Raw genomic sequence first — 17697 nt, 5'->3', positions numbered from 1 at the left:
CCGCCAGGGGTGATCAGCAAGCTTCGGGCAGGGCGTGGTGGTGTTCGCTGAGCCAGGCAGCCAGTTGCTGCTGCTCGGCTTCGGACAGACGCAGCCCCAGCTTGCTGCGGCGCCACAGAATGTCTTCCAGGCTGCAGGCCCACTCCCGCTCGATAAGGTAACGCACCTCAGATTCGTACAGTCCGGCACCAAAGTGCTGGCCACGCTCTTGGTGCAGCCAGAGGCGGGCATGGGCGCCATAGGCCTCGGCAATGCGCAGGGCACTGCGATCATCGAGCCAGTCAAATTCCAGCGCAAAGGCGCGCGCCAGCTCGCGCACCGAGCAGTCGAACTCGCCACCGGGCAGCCGGCTGTTGGCGGTCCAGTCATCCCCCATCTGGCTGAACCAGGGCTTGAGCTTGTTGCAGGCAGCCTGGGCCAGCTTGCGATAGGTGGTGAGCTTGCCGCCAAACACTGACAGCAGCGGCGCACCATCGGATTCACCGGAGAGTTCGAGGGTGTAGTCGCGGGTCACCGCCTGCGGCGAGTCAGACTCGTCATCGCACAGCGGGCGCACCCCGGCGTAGGTCCAGATCACGTCTTTGGGGGCGATCTGACGGGTGAAGTGGGCGTTGACCACCTTGCACAGGTAGTTGATCTCGGCGTCGCTGATCTTGGCTTCGCGCGGGCTGCCCTTGTGCTCCACGTCCGTGGTGCCGATCAGCGAGTAGTCCTGCTGATAAGGGATGACGAAGACGATGCGGTTGTCCTCGTTTTGCAGGATGTAGGCCTCTTCGCGCTCATGGATGCGCGGCACTATCATGTGACTGCCCTTGATGAGGCGAATGCCGCGTGGGGATTTCTCGTGCAGGCTCTCGTCATAGAAGGTCTTGACCCAGGGGCCGGCCGCATTGACCAGGCCGCGGCAGGTGACGTTGAACTGCTCGCCCCCTTCCCGCTCCAGGGTCAGGGTCCAGTGTTTGGAGCCGCGCACCGCCTTGACGCAGCGGGTGCGGGTCTGCACGTCGGCGCCCTTGTCGCGCGCCATCATGGCGTTGAGCACCACCAGCCGGGCGTCGTCGACCCAGGCGTCCGAATACTCGAACCCCTTGCTGATGCCGGCGGTGAGGCCATCCTGCGGCAGGAAGCGCACGCCGCAGCTGCCCTTGAGCTTGTCGCGCTTGGCCAGGTTGTCATAGAGGAACAGGCCGGCACGGATCATCCAGGCCGGGCGCAGGTGCGGGCGATGGGGCAGCCGAAAACGCATGGGACGGGCGATGTGGGGGGCCATGCCGAGCAGCACCTCCCGCTCCGCCAGCGCCTCTTTCACCAGCCGGAATTCGTAGTGTTCGAGGTAGCGCAGGCCGCCGTGGATCAGCTTGCTGGAGTTGGAAGAGGTGGCAGAGGCGAGATCGCGCGCCTCGAACAGGGCAACCTTCAGACCCCGCCCCGCTGCATCAGCCGCAATGCCTACCCCGTTGATGCCGCCGCCGACGACGACCAGATCATAATGTTCGCTCATGTTCACCTACTTTCTTATTTTGACCTTGCGAAACCGTCGCAATGTTTGATTTCGCTCATATTAGAGCATGAAAAAATGATAAACGAACATTTTATGGAGAAAATGTGATCGCGATTGTTTTGGCAATGCTAAAAATGCTGCCGGTCGGTGATAAAGCGGCGCAGCCTGGGGAAAACGGGGGCAAGGCTGTGAGCGAGATCGCGCTTTTGGGGACATCAGCACGGCATTGGCGGTGGAATGAGGGCGAGCAGAAGTGCGGGGAGGCTGAAAACGAAGCGGCCGCCCGATGGCGGCCTGGTGCTGGAACGGGTTAACGGCGACTCAGCAGATGTGGCACTCGATCTGGTGCTGGGACATCAGCCGCATCAGCTTCTCCGGCGGCTCCTGATCGGTGAACAGGGCATGGATCTGGCTGAGGTTGCCGAGGTTGACCATGGCGTTGCGACCAAACTTGGTGTGGTCGGCAGCCAGGAACACCTGGCGGGAGTGGGCGATGATGGCCTGGGCAATCTTCACCTCGTGGTAGTCGAAGTCGAGCAATGAGCCGTCGCTGTCGATGCCCGAGATGCCGATGACGCCGTAGTCCATGCGAAACTGGCCGATGAAGTCGCGGGTCGCCTCCCCCACGATGCCGCCGTCCCGGTTGCGAATTTCGCCACCGGCGATGATGACGGTGAAGTCATCCTTGGCGGTGAGGATGCTGGCCACGTTGAGGTTGTTGGTGACGATGCGCAGCTCGCGGTGATCGAGCAGGGCGCGGGCGATGGCTTCGGTGGTAGTGCCTATGTCGATGAACAGCGACGAGCCGTCGGGAATATTGGCGGCCACCTCACGGGCGATACGCTCTTTCTCCTTGAGCTGCATCACCTTGCGGGCGCTGTAGGCGGTGTTGACGGTACTCGAATGCAGGGAGGCCCCGCCATGGTGGCGCCGGATCTTGTTCTGCTCGGCGAGATCGTTGAGATCCCGGCGAATGGTCTGGGGGCTGACGTCAAAGTGGGTCACCAGATCCTCGGTCGAGACAAAGCCCTGCCGCGTCAGGACGTCCAGGATCTCCAGATGTCGTTGGGTTTGCTTCACGCTTGAACTCCGATGATGAGACGAAAAAAGGCCCCGGCAGATGCGGGGCCTTGGGGAGTTTACCTGATCCCTTTTCCAATCGATAAGGGCAGGATCACGTTTTATGCCTTATGGGCAGCCGCTTTGGCGGCAATCGACTGGTTCTCGTGCTTGAGGGTCATCGCCAGCAGGATGATGGAGAGCACGCAGGAAGCGGTCAGCACCATGAAGCCGCCATCCCAGCCGAAGTGGTCAACGGTGTAGCCCAGCATGGCGTTGGCCGCGACCGCGCCACCCAGATAACCGAACAGACCGGTGAAGCCTGCCGCAGTACCGGCGGCCTTCTTCGGCGCCAGCTCCAGGGCATAGAGGCCGATCAGCATGACGGGGCCGTAGATGAGGAAGCCGATGGCCACCAGCGCCATCATGTCGATGGTCGGGTTGCCGGCCGGGTTGAACCAGTAGACCAGCACGGCCACGGTCACCAGCACCATGAACAGGATGCCGGCCGGTGCACGGCGGCCCTGGAACATCTTGTCAGAGATCCAGCCGCACAGCAGGGTGCCCGGAATACCCGCCCACTCGTACAGGAAGTACGCCCAGGAGGAGTTGTCGACGCTGAAATCCTTGGCCTCTTTCAGGTAGGTAGGCGCCCAGTCCAGCACACCGTAACGAATGAGATAAACGAAGGCGTTGGCAATGGCGATGTACCACAGCAGCTTGTTGTGCAGCACGTACTTGACGAAGATCTCCTTGGCGGAAAACTCCTGCTCGTGGCTTTCGTTATAGTCCTTCGGATAGTCGTTCTTGTGCTCTTCGATGGGAGGCAGACCCACCGATTGCGGGGTGTCGCGCATCACGAAGAAGGCGATCACCGCGATAGCGGCAGCGGCGGCAGCCGGCACATAGAAGGCACTGCGCCAGTCGTTGAACCAGCCCATCCCCAGAATGAACAGCGGGCCTATCATGCCGCCACCCACGTTGTGGGCCACGTTCCAGACCGCGACCACTTCACCGCGCTCTTTCTGTGACCACCAGTGCACCATGGTGCGACCGCAGGGCGGCCAGCCCATGCCCTGTGCCCAGCCGTTCAGGAACAACAGCACGAACATGATGGCGATGCTGGAGGTGGCCCAGTGCATGGTCCCCATCATGAACATGATGCCGGCCGACAGCAGCAGACCGGCGGAGAGGAAGTAGCGGGCGTTGGAGCGGTCCGACACGTTCCCCATCAGGAACTTGGAGAGACCGTAGGCGATGGAGACGCCGGACAGCGCCAGACCCAGATCACCGCGGGAGAAGCCCTGCTCGATCAGATAGGGCATCGCCAGACTGAAGTTTTTCCGTACCAGGTAGTAACCGGCATAACCGAAGAAGATCCCGAAAAACACCTGCCAACGCATGCGTTTGTAGAAGGGGTCGACCTTGTCGGCCGGGAGCCTGTCTATGTGTGGTGCAGGCCTGAAGAGACTAAGCATGTTCTGCTTCCTTATTGTTGTTGTGGGCGGTTGAGGGTGCCCTGTCCATGCTGACCAATCAGATGAGTCCTGATTCGAAAGCGAGCCTATTGTGCTCATATGTGAACATTTAATCTGTGATGGAGGCTGAAATATTGCAGTTTTATTACAAAAGAAAGTGCCAAATGAGCAATCACTCATCAGCCGCAATCCCTTGTGTAGCAAGGCTTTTAGCTACCCACTAAGTGGTATAACCACTGTATCAACTTGCTTTCCGTCACATTTTCTTAGCAATGAGTGGGATCTTGTCCACATTTCCTGCGGGGAGGGAGTGGTGAATGGGCGATTTAGGTTTATTTTCTCTCTCGTCCGAGAACGAGCGCAAACGAGCATAACGTTTGCGTCAGCTCAAAAAACAAGAAGAAACGTTTTCGGACGCAATAATGGGAATGAAAAACAACAAAACGGAACATCAAACCTACTCTGGGTGGATATAAGGAATAACGGTATGAGCATACAAAGACCCAATACCCTGCTTGGCGAATGCATTGCCGAGTTTATCGGAACCGGCCTGCTGATATTTTTCGGCGTTGGCTGCGTGGCCGCACTGGTGCTGGCGGGAGCCAACTTCGGGCAATGGGAAATTTCCATTACCTGGGGTCTGGGCGTCGCCATCGCCATCTATGTCACCGGCGGTATCTCCGGTGCCCACCTCAACCCGGCCGTGACCCTGGCGCTGATGACCTTCTGCGGGTTCGACAAGCGCAAAGTGGTGCCCTACATCATCGCCCAGGTTGCCGGCGCCTTCTGCTTCGCGGCGCTGGTCTACTTCCTCTATGGTAACCTTTTCACCCAGTGGGAAGTGACCCACAACGTGGTGCGCGGCAGCGTCGAGAGCCTCGGCAGCGCCGGCATCTTCTCTACCTACCCGAATGCCCTGCTCTCCAACATGCAGGCCTTCGCGGTCGAGATGGTGATCACCGCCGTGCTGATGCTGGGCATCATGGCGCTGGGTGACAACAACAACGGTGCCCCCAAAGGCTTCGCCGCAGCCCTGCTGATCGGTATCCTGATCGCGGTGATTGGCGCCTCCCTTGGCCCGTTAACCGGTTTCGCCATGAACCCGGCCCGTGATTTCGGCCCCAAACTGTTCGCCTTCCTGGCTGGCTGGGGTGACGTGGCCATGACCGGTGGTCGTGACAACCCCTACTTCTGGGTTCCCATCCTCGGCCCCATCGTCGGTGCCCAGATCGGTACTGCCCTCTATGTAAAAGTGTTGGCTCCCTGTGTGCCGGGCAACCGCGTCGCCACCGAAGAAGCCGCCAAGCTGTCTAACAAAGAAGAGGCCGCCGCCTAAGAGCGGCCCTCCCCAACGTGTAACAACGTGGAAAATAAAAACGTGGAGAACATCATGTCTGCTGAAAAGAAATATGTCGTCGCTCTGGACCAGGGTACTACCTCTTCCCGTGCCATCGTGTTTGACCAGGACGCCAACATAGTCGGTACCTCCCAGCGCGAATTCACCCAGCACTACCCGAAAGCGGGCTGGGTAGAGCACGACCCGATGGAGATCTGGGCGACCCAGTCCTCCGTCTTCACCGAAGTGCTGGCCAAGACTGGCCTTCGCAGCGAAGAGATCGCCGCCATCGGCATCACCAACCAGCGTGAAACCACAGTGGTATGGGAAAAGGCCACCGGCAAGCCCATCTACAACGCCATCGTCTGGCAGTGCCGCCGCACCGCGGCCATCTGTGAAGAGCTCAAAGCGCGCGGCCTGGAAGAGTACGTGCGTGAAAACACCGGTCTGGTGCTGGACGCCTACTTCTCCGGCACCAAGGTGAAGTGGATCCTCGACAACGTGGAAGGGGCACGCGAGAAGGCGATGAACGGCGAGCTGCTGTTCGGCACCATCGATACCTGGCTGGTGTGGAAGATGACCAACGGCGAAGTGCACGTCACCGACCCGACCAACGCCTCCCGTACCATGCTCTACAACATCCGCGACTTGAAGTGGGATCAGAAGATGCTGGACGAGCTGGGCATCCCCATGTCCATGCTGCCACAAGTGAAACCCTCTTCCGAAGTGTACGGCTACACCACCCGTGGCGGCGGCTCCCGCATCCCCATCGCCGGTATCGCTGGTGACCAGCAGTCTGCCCTGTTCGGCCAGCTCTGCTTCGAAAAAGGGATGGCCAAGAACACCTACGGCACCGGCTGCTTCATGCTGATGAACACCGGCACCGAGCCGGTTCGCTCCAGCAACGGCCTGCTGACCACGGTCGCCATCGGCCCGAAAGGGGAAGTGAATTATGCCCTCGAGGGTGCGGTATTCATGGGCGGCGCCACCATCCAGTGGCTGCGTGACGAGCTGAAGATCATTCACGATGCCCGCGACACCGACTATTTCGCCTCCAAGGTAGGCGACACCAACGGCGTCTACCTGGTACCGGCCTTCGTCGGCCTGGGTGCCCCCTACTGGGATCCGTATGCTCGCGGCACCATGGTTGGCCTGACCCGCGGCGCCAACCGCAACCACATCATCCGTGCCGCGCTGGAATCCATCGCCTATCAGAGCCGCGATGTGCTGGATGCGATGCAGCAGGACTCCGGCATCAAGCTGGCGGCCCTCAAGGTGGACGGTGGCGCGGTAGCCAACGACTTCCTGATGCAGTTCCAGGCCGACATGATGCACACCCCGGTGGTGCGTCCGACCCGTATCGAGACCACCGCCATGGGCGCCGCCTTCCTGGCAGGTCTGGCCGTCGGCTTCTGGAAGAGCTCGGAAGAGCTGGAAGACAAGTTCAGCGTGGACCGCGAGTTCATCCCGCAGATGGACCGCGACGATCGCGCCAAGCGCTACAACGGCTGGAAAAAGGCGGTGGAACGTTCACGCCGCTGGGCAGAAGAGGAGTGATTGGGCAACCGACACAGCCTTGAGCTGAAAAACATGAGAGGCCGACAGCGATGTCGGCCTCTCTTTTTTAGCGCCGCCCCGATGATGACGCCCCCTATCCTCCCTCGGCAGGCACCCCAAGCACGGCAAGCCCTTTCTATCGTTTGGCCCGGTTCAGAGTGCGGGCGCTACAGCATCTCGCTGCCGAGCTGCTCTTTAAGGAAATCGAGCCAGACCCGCAGCCGGATATCGCGCTGGGCATCGGAGTAGAACACCGCATTGATGGGGCGCGAGGCACCGCTGTTGCTGCGGGCCAGCACCTCCACCAGCGCGCCGCTCATCCGATCCTGCCCGGTCATGAAATCCGACAGACAGACGATCCCCTGCCCCCGCAGCGCCAGCTGGCGCAGGGTTTCACCGCTGCTGGCACGCAGGGTCGGACTAATGGGAAAGCGGTCCCCCTGCTCCTGGCTCAGCAGCGGCCAGTGGTTGAGGTGATCGGGGTGCAAAAAACCGAGCAGCTCGTGCCCGCTCAGCAGATCCGCCGGTTGGCGCGGGGTGCCGCGCTCGCGCAAATAGTCGGGGGATGCCAGCAACCGCAGCCGCGAGCGGCCCAGCGGCAGCGCCCGCAGGGAGGAGTCGGTCAGCTCGCCGATGCGAATGGCCATGTCCACCCGCCGCTCCATCAGGTTGATAAAGCCCTCGGAGCTGTGCAGTTGCAGCTCGATGGCGGGGTAGCGGCGGCGAAACTCGCCGATGATGGGCACCAGCCGGTGCAGGATGAAGGGGGTGGCGGCATCGACCCGCAATACCCCCTCCGGCTGCTCGCGGCGCATCAGCAGCAGCCCCTCCGCCTCGCTCATCTCGGTCAGGATCTTCACCGCCCGCTGATAGAACCAGCTCCCCTCCTCGGTCAGGCTGACCCGCCTCGTGGTGCGGTTGAGCAGCACGGTCGAGAGCTTCTCTTCCAGCCGCTTGATGCCACGGCTCACCACCGAATTGTCCATGCCGAGGTTCTCCGCCGCCTGGCGAAAACTGCCCGCCTCCACCACCGCCACAAACAGGGTCAGTTCATCAGAATGGGTCTTCATTGCTGCAATCCAGACAAGAGTAATGGGTCTTTATAGGCGTAGCCGCTGTGGATTGGCAAGGATGCTCTGGCAGTTGTGCTGGTATTTAGCAGAGAAATAATCTGATATGGCTGCTATCCCTCAGCCTGCCTAATCCGTAGAATGCCGTAAAAAAGCACCATATGACGCCGCTGCGATATAAGGCAAATCAATGACATTTGAAGAACGGCTAACCATCGCCCATCAGACTCTGGCTGACCAAGGCATCAAGGAATATGACTACAACCCATGGATGTTCAAGCTGTTGCGCAAACTCGGCTGCACCGTCAAGCCACCTTATTACGCGGGCGGACTGGTCAATTTTCTTTGTGCCAGCCTCAGTATCGCGCCGATCTGGGGTCTGATTATGTGGACGTTCGTTTGGCACCCAGAGGGAAGATCTTTCGTATCATCCTTGTTCAGCACAGCGCTATTCGCTGGCCTGTTTGGCCTCGTTACCTTGATCAGGCTCTGGCTGAAGCGCAGACAGTTTGATTTGACCCCATGGGAACAGCTGGCATGCCAACCCACCAGTGCAGGCGCGACAGAAAAAGCGTGAAGAACCCTGCGGATTGACACCAAGTGCCATGCCCCCTTTGCAAAGCAAACCTCATAGACACGGACCCCCACCTTGCCCGATTTCGTCAAATTCATAATCAGTTTTTCAGTTAACTGCTTCATTCAAACCGCAATTTTTCTTGTGCTTCTCACCTACCGGCTTTTCCGCCACCACAATGGCAACTGGCGCAGCTATCGACGCCGTTGGGATCCTCTCCCTCTCTTCGTCTCCATTTTCCTTGGTATGGTGCTCGCAAGAAGGCTTCATCCAGTCATCATGGCGGCCCTGGAGTAATCGAAAGCGTACAGATAAATAACGTGACTACGAGCCCACATCGCGTTGATGGTTTGCCAGTAGAATGCGGCATGACGGCACCGTATGACACCAAGCACCTCAAGGAAAACATCATGGAGTTCGAACACAGACTCGTGGCCGCCCATCAGGAGCTGGCAGAGAAGGGCGTGCAGACGCTCAACTACAACCCGCCGATCACCTGGCTGCTGCGAAAGGCTGGGCTCGCCATCAGGCCGCCCCACTACGAACGCTTTCTGGTCAATGTCCTTGCTCTGGGGATCCCCACTGGCGCTATCTGGGGGGTGTTGATGTGGTTCTTCGGCTGGCAACATGAGGTAAGCCCCGCATTCGCCCTACGCCAGAGCCTGCTGTTTGGCATAGGGGTCGGTCTGCTGATGGCGACCTGGCTCTGGTTTCGGCGCAAGCAGCTCAAGCTGACCCCTTGGGACGCGTTGCCCCACTCCACGAGCCGCACGCAAAAACGCTGGCAACCGAAATAATCATCGACAAGGAGATCCTCATGACCAGGGCCCATGAAAAACTGAACTATGTGGAGTTTGCCGCCAGAGATCTTGCCGCCACCAAGGCCTTCTTTCAGGCCGCTTTCGGCTGGCAATTTGCCGATTATGGCCCCGATTATTGCGCCTTCGAGGGAGAAGGGCTGGATGGCGGTTTCTATCGCGCCGATCTGTGCAGCCAGAGTGCGCAAGGCGGTGCCCTGCTGGTGTTCTACAGCGCCGATATTGAAGCGACCCAGAGCAAGGTAGCCGGCGCCGGGGGCACCATAGTTCGCCCCCTGTTCGATTTTCCCGGTGGCCGCCGCTTTCACTTTGTCGAGCCCAGCGGCAATGAATTTGCGGTCTGGTCCGAGCCAGCCAATGCCTGATGGCAAGGGGGCGCCCCGGCGCTCCCTGCTCCTTTTACCCCCTGACCTCCTCCTCGCCACCTCGCCCCGGCCCATTCATTGCTGCTCTTGTCTCAATAGTGTTTTGCGACAGCGGCCCTGTTTCGGACAAGTCGTGGTGGGCATACTGACCCTTCGTTTTTGCAAGGAGGTTCAGATGTCTTCACCCGTGATTGTGATTGCCCAGCTTGAAGCCAAACCCGAATTCGCCCCCCAGTTTCGCGCCGCCCTGGATCCCTTGATCGCGGCCACCTTGCAGGAGGCTGGCTGCCTGCGCTACCAGCTGCATCAGGATCTGGACAATCCCCACAGCTGGATGCTCTACGAGGTGTGGGAGAGCGAGGCCGCCCTCAGCGCCCATCAGGGCCAACCCCACTTTACCGAATTTGTCGCCAGGGCCGAGCCCTGGTTTGCCGGCAGCACCATTCGCCGCTATCAGCCGCTGGACGCCTGATTTGCCGCGCCGCTGAGCGCCCTTTTGCAACCTATTTGAGGAACAACATGATGAAGATGCCCAACCTGGGTCTTGGTACCTTTCGCCTGACCGGCCAACCCCTGCGCGACTCTCTGCTGCAAGGGCTCGAGCTTGGTTACCGCCACATCGACACCGCCCAGATCTATGCCAACGAGGCCGAAGTGGGCCAGCTGATGCGCGAGAGCGGCGTGCCCCGCCAGGATATCTACCTGACCACCAAGGTGTGGACCAGCGAGTTCGGCCCGGGCAAGGTGATCCCGAGCCTGGAGGTAAGCCTCGAAAAACTGGGCACAGACTATCTGGACCTGACGCTTATTCACTGGCCCTCCCCCAAGGATGAGGTGCCGATGGCGGTCTATCTGGAACAGTTGGCCGAGGCCAAGACTCGGGGCCTGACCCGCGAGATCGGGGTCTCCAACTTCACCGTGGCCCAACTCAAACAGGCCATCGAGATCCTGGGGCCGGGCGTCATCGCCCATCAGCAGGTGGAGATCCACCCGCTGCTGCAAAACCGCAAGGTGGTGGCATTCTGCCAGGCCCATGGCATCGCCATCACCGCCTATATGCCGCTCGCCTATGGCAAGGTGCTCACCGAGCCGCTGCTGATGGAAATTGGCCAGCGCCACGGCGTCTCGGCGGCCCAGGTGTCGCTGGCCTGGCTGCTGGCCCAGGGCATGACGGTGATCCCGAGCTCCACCAAACGGGAAAATCTGGCCGCCAACCTTGCCGCGCTGAAGGTGCAACTCAGTCGCGATGAGATGGCCGCCATCGCCACCCTGGAGCGGGGCGAGCGCTGCGCCAACCCGGACTTTGCACCGGATTGGGACTAACAAGCAGGTTCAACCGGATTGTTCCCTTTCCCCATGGGAGAGGGCTAGGGTGAGGGTATAGCAGGCGACCCTAGGCTAGTTTTGCTGCATATACAGAATGCCCCCTCATCCCCGACCCTTCTCCCGCCAGGGGAGAAGGGAGGCAATAACGATCCGGGATATTTATCCCACCCCTAGCGGGAGGCACTGTGCCTCCCGCTTTTTTTGGTTTTGTGCGCCACCCACACAATTTCCCGCCCGATAAGACCCGAGCCATCGTGAAGATTGCTGCTTATTTGGCAAAAGTAATTTGATGTCACCGTCATTTTTACCAACAAACACCCTCGGCATACTGGCGCCATTCTCCCGTCGGGAGTCCCTATCCAAGGAGTTGTTATGCCACTGGCGTTATTTGCCCTCACCCTGAGTGCCTTTGCGATCGGCACCACCGAATTCGTGATCGTGGGGCTCATCCCCACCATCGCCGAGCAGCTGAATGTCTCGCTCCCCTCGGCAGGCCTCTTGGTCAGCCTCTATGCCCTTGGCGTGGCCATCGGCGCACCGATCTTAACGGCGCTCACCGGCAAGGTGCCGCGCAAGTGGCTGCTGGTGGGGCTGATGGCACTCTTCACCGCCGGCAATCTGCTGGCCTGGCAGGCCCCCGGTTACGAGAGCCTGATCGTGGCCCGCATCCTGACCGGGCTGGCGCACGGGGTCTTCTTCTCGGTGGGTAGCACCATCGCCACCGGCTTGGTGGCCAAGGAGAAGGCGGCCAGCGCCATCGCCATCATGTTCAGCGGCCTCACCATCGCGCTGGTGACCGGCGTACCACTCGGCACCTGGATTGGTCAGGTCTTTGGCTGGCGCGAGACCTTTCTGGCAGTGAGCCTGCTTGGCCTCGTCGCCATGGTGGGCAGCCTGCTGCTGATCCCGAGCAACCTGCCCAAGGGGGCGGCCTCGACCATCCGCGAGCAGCTCTCGGTGCTCACCAAAAAGCCCTTGCTGCTGGTCTACGCCAAGACGGCGCTCGGTTACGGCGGTGCCTTCACGGCGTTCACCTTTCTCGCCCCCATCCTGCAGCAGGTGAGCGGCTTTAGCGCCGGTGCGGTGAGCCTCATTCTGCTGGTGTACGGGGTATCGGTCGCCGTCGGCAATATCTGGGGCGGCAAGCTGGCCGATCGCATGGGCCCGCTGCCTGCGCTGAAGCTGTTGTTTGCCGGTCTCGCATTGGTGCTGCTGGTGCTCACCTTCACCGCGCCGCACCCGGTGCTGGCGGTGCTGACCGTGCTGGTGTGGGGCGCGTTTGCCTTTGGCAACGTGCCGGGTCTGCAGGTGCTGGTGGTGAAGCAGGCCGAGCAGCACACCCCCAGGGCGGTGGACGTGGCATCGGGCCTCAATATTGCCGCCTTCAACGTCGGCATTGCGCTGGGCTCAGTCGTCGGTGGCCTGGTGGTGGAGCACCTGGGTCTGATGCACACCCCCTGGATCGGTGCGCTGATCGTGCTGCTGGCCTACGGCCTCACCCATGTCAGCGAGCGGCAGGCCGCCCGGGTTGCCCTCCCCGCCTAAGCGAGCCCTCTAGCAAGATGCAAAAAGGCCGACACCTGTGTCGGCCTTTTCATGGCTGCGTCTCAAGACTCCTTGAGATCCTCATCGGCGGCCCAGCGCGCCTCCAGCCAGAGCAGGTTGACCAACCCGCACAACAGGGCGAAGCCCAGTCCCAGAATCCAGGTGAAATACCACATATCGCATGATCCTTTGGTTGAAGAGGGTTAGTAGAGGCTGTGGCCGTGCTGGCGGATCTGCTGGGCGCTCATCTTGCCACGCACCACCCGGTAGACCCAGAGGGTGTAGCCGATGTTGACTGGCATCAGCACCCCGACAATCCCCAGCATGATGAAGAGGGTGCGCTCGCTGGAGGTGCTGTCCCACAGGGTCAGGCTGCTGGACGGATCCAGCGACGAGGGCAGCACGAACGGGAACAGGGCGATGGCGATGGTCAGCATCATGCTGGCGCAGGCGCCGCCACTGGCGAGCAAAGCCGTGCGCGGCAGTTCGCGGGCGCTGGCCAGGCTGCTCACCATGGGCAGCACCAGGCCGAGCGCCGGCACGCACCAGAGCCAGGGATGGGCCACAAAGTTGGCAAGCCAGCCCTGCTGGGCCACCCCCACCTCCTTCATCAGCGGGGTGAGCGCCCCGTTGATATCACCAATCTCCAGCACCCGGTAACCGGCCATCTGGCTGAGCCAGACGCCGCCCAGGGCAAACAGGCCGCTCGCCAGCGGACCGAGCCAGAGACTCTGGCGGGCGCAGCGCCGGGCGATCTCTCCCTGGGTCTTGCACTGCAGGAAGCTGGCGCCGTGCAGCAACAGCAGCGCCAGTGCCGTTCCCATGCAGGTCAACAACAGCGGCCAGTGGAAGTCAAAGGCACCGTAGTGGATGCGAAGGGCCGCATCGAAGCGAAACGGCAGCCCCTGCAGCAAAAAGCCCAAGGTAGCGCCAAACACCAGGGTCGGCAGCAGGCCGCCCACCACCAGGGCGCGATCCCACCAGCGGCGCCAGACCGGGTCCGCCAGCTTGCTGCGATAGTCAAAACCGACCGGGCGCAGGAACAGGCCGAACAGCAGGAACATGAAGGGCACGTAGAGCGCCGAGAAGGCGGCGGCATAGACCAGCGGCCAGGCGGCGAACAGGGCGCCGGCCCCGGCGATGAGCCACACCTGGTTGCCCTCCCACACCGGCCCCACGCTGTTGAGCAGCACCCGCCGCTCCTCGTCGTTCTTGGCCACCACCGGCAGTAGCATGGCCACGCCGAGATCGAAGCCATCCATCACCACGAAGCCGACCAGCATGAACAGCACCAGCCCCCACCAGATCAATTTCAGGGTTTCGTAATCCATCAGGCAGGACTCCCGTTTTGCAACACTTCACCTTGATAGCGACCCGTCTGCAGGCTGGCGGGCCCTTTGCGGATCACATGACGCAACAAGAACAATTCCACCACCAGCAGGCTGGTGTAGATGAGACAGATGGAGATCAGGCTGAACCAGAGCTGGCCCGGGGTCAGCAAGGAGACAGACGCCGACACCGGTAGCACGTCGCTGATGGTCCACGGCTGGCGACCGAACTCGGCCACGAACCAGCCCGCCTCGATGGCAATCCAGGGCAGCGGAATAGACCAGAACAGGGCCTTGAGCAGACGCGGGGATTGCACCAGCTTGCCCCGACACAACTGCAGGAAGGCGGCGGCAAAGAGCGCCAGCAGCACCACGCCGATGCCCACCATCAGCCTAAAGCTCCAGAACAGCGGCGCCACCTGGGGGATGGAGTCCGCCACCGCCTTGGCGATGGCCGCCTCGTCCGCCTTGCCAATCTCCTTGGCATAGGGGGTGAGCAAGAGGCCATAGCCCAGATCCTGGCGATGACGCTCGAAGGTGGCTCGCGCGGCCTGGTTGCTGCCATCAGCCCGCATCGCTTCGAGCGCCTCATGGGCCAGCATGCCGCTGCGAATGCGCTCCTCGTGCCGCGCCTTGAGATCTTTGAGGCCCGTCACCTGCTCATCGAGGGAGCGAGTGGCGATGATGCCCATCAGATAGGGGATCTTGACCGCGGCGTGGGTGGTCTCGGCGGCCTGATCCGGAAAGCCGAACAGGGTGAAGGAGGAGGGCGCCGGCTCGGTGTGCCACTCCGCCTCGATGGCGGCCAGCTTCACCTGCTGCACCTCACCGGTGCGATAACCCGACTCGTCGCCGAGCACGATGACCGAGAGGATGGCCGCCAGACCAAAGCCCGAGGCGATGGCAAAGGAGCGCAGGGCGAAGCGCACCTCCATGCGCCGCAGCAGATACCAGCTGCTCACCCCCATCACGAACAGGGAGGCCGCCACATAACCCGCCGCCACCGTGTGCACGAACTTGACCTGGGCCACCGGGTTGAAGATCACCGCAGCCACGTCCACCAGCTCCATGCGCATGGTCATGGGGTTGAACTCGGCACCGACCGGGTTTTGCATCCAGCCGTTGGCGATGAGGATCCAGAGCGCGGAGAGGTTGGAGCCGAGCGCCACCAGCATGGTCACCAGCAGGTGCTGACCGCGGGAGAGCTTGTCCCAGCCGAAGAAGAACAACCCCACCAGGGTGGACTCGAGGAAGAAGGCCATCAGCCCTTCCACCGCCAGCGGCGTGCCGAAGATGTCGCCGACATAGTGGGAGTAGTAGGCCCAGTTGGTACCGAACTGGAACTCCAGGGTAATGCCGGTGGTCACCCCCATCACGAAGTTGATGCCAAACAGCTTGCCCCAGAAACGGGTGATGTCTTTGTAGATCACCTTGCCGGTCATCACGTAGGCCGACTCGGCGATCACCAGGATCCAGGACAGCCCCAGGGTGAGGGGCACAAACAGAAAGTGGAACATCGCCGTCGCCCCGAACTGCATTCGGGAGAGGCTGACCACATCATCCAGGCTTATCATGCATGACTCTCTATGTTGCATTTAACAGACAGGTTTTCGCCCGTTAAGTACATCACGGTCCATGACACCTATAACAGATGCAGTTATAGTGAAATACACCTATAACAGTTTAACAATCCCATGTCCCTATACGGCCAGCTGGCAGATCAGCTGCAACAGCAGATAACGAGCGGCCTCTGGCAACCGGGGGAGCGCATTCCCTCCATCCGCCAGAGCTGCAAGACCCATGGCCTCAGCCCCATGACGGTGCTGCAGGCCTATCAGCTGCTGGAAAGCCGCGGCCTCATCCTGGCGCGGCCCCAGTCCGGCTACTACGTCAAGGCTGCCCCCTCCCGCCCGGCCGCCAGCCTGCCCCAGCAGGCGCACTACAGCGGCTCGGTGGACATCAACGATCTGGTGTTCGAGGTGTTGCAGGCCAGCAAGTCGCGGGAGCTGGTGCCGCTCGGCATGGCGGTGGCCGATCCCACCCTGTTCCCCCACCCCCAGCTCGGCCGGGCGCTGGCCAGCAGCATGCGCCGGCTCGACCCCTTCAGCACGGTGGCAGATCTGCCCCCCGGCAACGAGGCGCTGCGCCGGGCCATCGCCCAGCGCTACGCCGGCGAGGGGCTGGCGGTAGATCCCCAGCAGATCATCATCACCACCGGCGCCATGGAGGCACTCTCCCTCAGCCTGCAGGTACTGACCGAGCCCGGCGACTGGGTGGTGGTGGAGTCCCCCACCTTCTACGGCGCCCTGCAGGCCATCGAGCGACTCAAGCTGAACGCGGTGGAGATACCGGTGATCCCGGGGGTCGGCATCGATCTCGCCCTGCTGGAGGAGGCCCTCGCCCAGCGCCCCATCAAGGCGTGCTGGCTGATGGGCAATGTCCAGCACCCGCTCGGCCACACCATGCCGGATGACCACAAGCAGGCGCTGATGGCACTGCTCAACCGGCGCGGGGTCGCGCTGGTGGAGGACGACGTCTATGCCGAGGTCTACTTCGGCCGCGAGCGGCCAAGGCCCATCAAGTATTGGGATACCAGTGGCGACAGCCTGCTGTGCAGCTCCTTTTCCAAGTGCCTGGCGCCCGGTTTTCGGGTCGGCTGGGTGGTGGCCGGTCGTCACGCCGAGCGGGTGCAGCGACTGCAACTGATGTCGACCCTCTCCACCAATGTGCCAAGCCAGCTGGCGCTGGCCGAGATGCTGCGCCAGGGCGGCGTGGATGCCCACTTTCGCCGGCTGCGCCACACCCTGGCTCAGCGCCAGCAGCAGATGCGGGCCGCCCTGCTGCGCCTGCTGCCGGGGGAGGTGAGCATCTCCTCCCCCGATGGCGGCTACTTTCTCTGGCTCGAGTTTGACCCGCGCCTCGACAGCCGCGCCCTGCATGCCCAGGCGCTGGCCAGCGGTTTTTCACTGGCCCCCGGCGCACTCTTCTCCAGCAAGGGGCTGCACAACCACTGCCTGCGCCTCAACAGCTCCCATCCCTGGAGTCCGCAGCTGGAGGCAGCCCTCACTCGGTTGGCCGAGCTCATTCACCAACAGCTGGACTCAGCTCCCGCCAAAGACCAAAAGGCCCCATGATGGGGCCTGTTCCTTGCGAAATTATCTGATTGAAACGGGCTTATCTGGCCATGGTCTGTGACAACATCTTGAACCCCAACGCCTCGTAGAGTGCCTTGGCCCGTTCGTTGAACGACATCACCTCCAGCCGGATCTGGTGGGCACCGTGCGCCTTGCCCCATTCGTCACAATGGGCGATCAGCGCCTTGCCGATGCCTTGGGAGCGACGCCCCTCATCGACCACTACGGTGCCGATGCGGCAGATGGGCTCCTTGCTCAGAAACGGGATGGTCTCGTTGATGTCGATGCGGGCGGTCAAAAAGCCCACCACGGCCCCCTCCTGCTCGGCAACGCAAAACAGCCGCCCTTCGGCGGCGATGGCCGCCAGCAAGAAAGCCCGCTCCTCGGGGGACGGAGGGCAAAAGACCTGCGGGGCCTGCTCGAAGTGGATCTCTCCTATCTGCCGGTTCAGCTCGAGGATGGCGTCGATGTCCTGCTCTTGTGCCTTGCGTATTTCCAATGAATACTCCTTGCCTCTGTGTCCTGGCGATGATGTGCCTGAGCGATGAGACGGTCTCATCTGCTCCCTTTTGGCCGAAGAGCCATCATAGTGGCTGCCCGCGCCAA

18 protein-coding genes are annotated in these 17697 nt (G+C 61.6%); 10 read left to right on the top strand and 8 right to left on the bottom strand.

Annotated features, from left to right (window positions below; all coding sequences use genetic code 11):
• Positions 1–13: 13 nt before the first annotated feature.
• Positions 14–1501, bottom strand: coding sequence for a glycerol-3-phosphate dehydrogenase (glpD, locus tag OKC29_RS07420; RefSeq protein ID WP_011705543.1), 1488 nt, complete (start codon positions 1499–1501; stop codon positions 14–16).
• A gap of 104 nt (positions 1502–1605) precedes the next feature.
• Here glpD and OKC29_RS07415 point away from each other — a divergent pair, with 104 nt between their 5' ends.
• Positions 1606–1815 carry a hypothetical protein gene (locus OKC29_RS07415; protein WP_123785012.1) on the top strand — a complete coding sequence of 70 codons (210 nt, stop codon included), beginning with the start codon at positions 1606–1608 and terminating at the stop codon, positions 1813–1815.
• Positions 1816–1822: 7 nt separating this feature from the next.
• Here OKC29_RS07415 and OKC29_RS07410 read toward each other — a convergent pair whose 3' ends face one another.
• Together OKC29_RS07410 and glpT are read right to left on the bottom strand one after the other, a co-directional pair.
• Entirely contained in the window at positions 1823–2581 is a 759-nt protein-coding gene (locus tag OKC29_RS07410; protein ID WP_011705542.1) for a DeoR/GlpR family transcriptional regulator, read from the bottom strand.
• 101 nt (positions 2582–2682) lie between these two features.
• Positions 2683–4038: a glycerol-3-phosphate transporter gene (gene glpT / locus OKC29_RS07405; RefSeq protein ID WP_073349691.1), complete on the bottom strand. Its 1356-nt coding sequence runs from the start codon at positions 4036–4038 to the stop codon at positions 2683–2685.
• A 487-nt stretch (positions 4039–4525) separates the two neighbouring features.
• Here glpT and OKC29_RS07400 point away from each other — a divergent pair, with 487 nt between their 5' ends.
• Both OKC29_RS07400 and glpK read left to right on the top strand, forming a co-directional pair.
• Positions 4526–5374 carry an MIP/aquaporin family protein gene (locus OKC29_RS07400; protein ID WP_011705540.1) on the top strand — a complete coding sequence of 283 codons (849 nt, stop codon included), beginning with the start codon at positions 4526–4528 and terminating at the stop codon, positions 5372–5374.
• Between the two features lie 54 nt (positions 5375–5428).
• A complete protein-coding gene (gene glpK, locus OKC29_RS07395; protein ID WP_017409920.1) occupies positions 5429–6931 on the top strand; it encodes a glycerol kinase GlpK in 1503 nt (500 codons plus the stop codon).
• Positions 6932–7098: 167 nt separating this feature from the next.
• Here glpK and OKC29_RS07390 read toward each other — a convergent pair whose 3' ends face one another.
• Positions 7099–8001: a LysR substrate-binding domain-containing protein gene (locus OKC29_RS07390; protein ID WP_073349689.1), complete on the bottom strand. Its 903-nt coding sequence runs from the start codon at positions 7999–8001 to the stop codon at positions 7099–7101.
• A 190-nt stretch (positions 8002–8191) separates the two neighbouring features.
• Between OKC29_RS07390 and OKC29_RS07385 the strand changes: the two genes are divergently transcribed.
• The 6 genes from OKC29_RS07385 (at position 8192) to OKC29_RS07360 (ending at position 12629) form a co-directional block, all read left to right on the top strand.
• The gene (locus tag OKC29_RS07385) at positions 8192–8578 is read left to right on the top strand and encodes a DUF6404 family protein (RefSeq protein ID WP_073349687.1); all 387 of its coding nucleotides are present in this window, start codon (positions 8192–8194) and stop codon (positions 8576–8578) included.
• A gap of 407 nt (positions 8579–8985) precedes the next feature.
• Positions 8986–9372, top strand: a complete 387-nt coding sequence (locus tag OKC29_RS07380) for a DUF6404 family protein (protein ID WP_073349685.1) — start codon at positions 8986–8988, stop codon at positions 9370–9372.
• A gap of 20 nt (positions 9373–9392) precedes the next feature.
• Positions 9393–9758, top strand: coding sequence for a VOC family protein (locus OKC29_RS07375; RefSeq protein WP_073349683.1), 366 nt, complete (start codon positions 9393–9395; stop codon positions 9756–9758).
• Positions 9759–9933: 175 nt separating this feature from the next.
• Positions 9934–10230: a putative quinol monooxygenase gene (locus OKC29_RS07370; protein WP_017779403.1), complete on the top strand. Its 297-nt coding sequence runs from the start codon at positions 9934–9936 to the stop codon at positions 10228–10230.
• 47 nt (positions 10231–10277) lie between these two features.
• On the top strand, positions 10278–11081 hold the full coding sequence (gene dkgB / locus OKC29_RS07365; RefSeq protein ID WP_073349680.1) for a 2,5-didehydrogluconate reductase DkgB: 804 nt from the start codon (positions 10278–10280) through the stop codon (positions 11079–11081).
• 375 nt (positions 11082–11456) lie between these two features.
• A complete protein-coding gene (locus OKC29_RS07360) occupies positions 11457–12629 on the top strand; it encodes an MFS transporter (protein ID WP_073349678.1) in 1173 nt (390 codons plus the stop codon).
• A 62-nt stretch (positions 12630–12691) separates the two neighbouring features.
• On the opposite strand, the gene cydX is transcribed toward OKC29_RS07360, so the two are convergent.
• From cydX to OKC29_RS07345, 3 genes are read right to left on the bottom strand one after another with little or no spacing between them, the layout of a single operon-like run.
• A complete protein-coding gene (cydX, locus tag OKC29_RS07355; protein WP_005310033.1) occupies positions 12692–12805 on the bottom strand; it encodes a cytochrome bd-I oxidase subunit CydX in 114 nt (37 codons plus the stop codon).
• Between the two features lie 27 nt (positions 12806–12832).
• Positions 12833–13960: a cytochrome d ubiquinol oxidase subunit II gene (gene cydB, locus OKC29_RS07350; protein WP_073349676.1), complete on the bottom strand. Its 1128-nt coding sequence runs from the start codon at positions 13958–13960 to the stop codon at positions 12833–12835.
• On the bottom strand, positions 13960–15531 hold the full coding sequence (locus OKC29_RS07345; protein ID WP_073349675.1) for a cytochrome ubiquinol oxidase subunit I: 1572 nt from the start codon (positions 15529–15531) through the stop codon (positions 13960–13962). Before OKC29_RS07345 ends, cydB begins: the two co-directional genes overlap by 1 nt.
• A gap of 120 nt (positions 15532–15651) precedes the next feature.
• Between OKC29_RS07345 and OKC29_RS07340 the strand changes: the two genes are divergently transcribed.
• Positions 15652–17091, top strand: a complete 1440-nt coding sequence (locus tag OKC29_RS07340; RefSeq protein ID WP_073349673.1) for an aminotransferase-like domain-containing protein — start codon at positions 15652–15654, stop codon at positions 17089–17091.
• A gap of 40 nt (positions 17092–17131) precedes the next feature.
• Here the strand turns inward: OKC29_RS07340 and OKC29_RS07335 are convergent, their stop codons facing one another.
• Positions 17132–17650, bottom strand: a complete 519-nt coding sequence (locus OKC29_RS07335; RefSeq protein ID WP_073349671.1) for a GNAT family N-acetyltransferase — start codon at positions 17648–17650, stop codon at positions 17132–17134.
• Positions 17651–17697: the final 47 nt, after the last annotated feature.

The organism is Aeromonas sp. QDB34 (assembly GCF_027705405.1).
Taxonomy (GTDB): Bacteria; Pseudomonadota; Gammaproteobacteria; order Enterobacterales; family Aeromonadaceae; genus Aeromonas; species Aeromonas hydrophila.
This window is presented reverse-complemented; position numbering and strand designations above follow the sequence as displayed.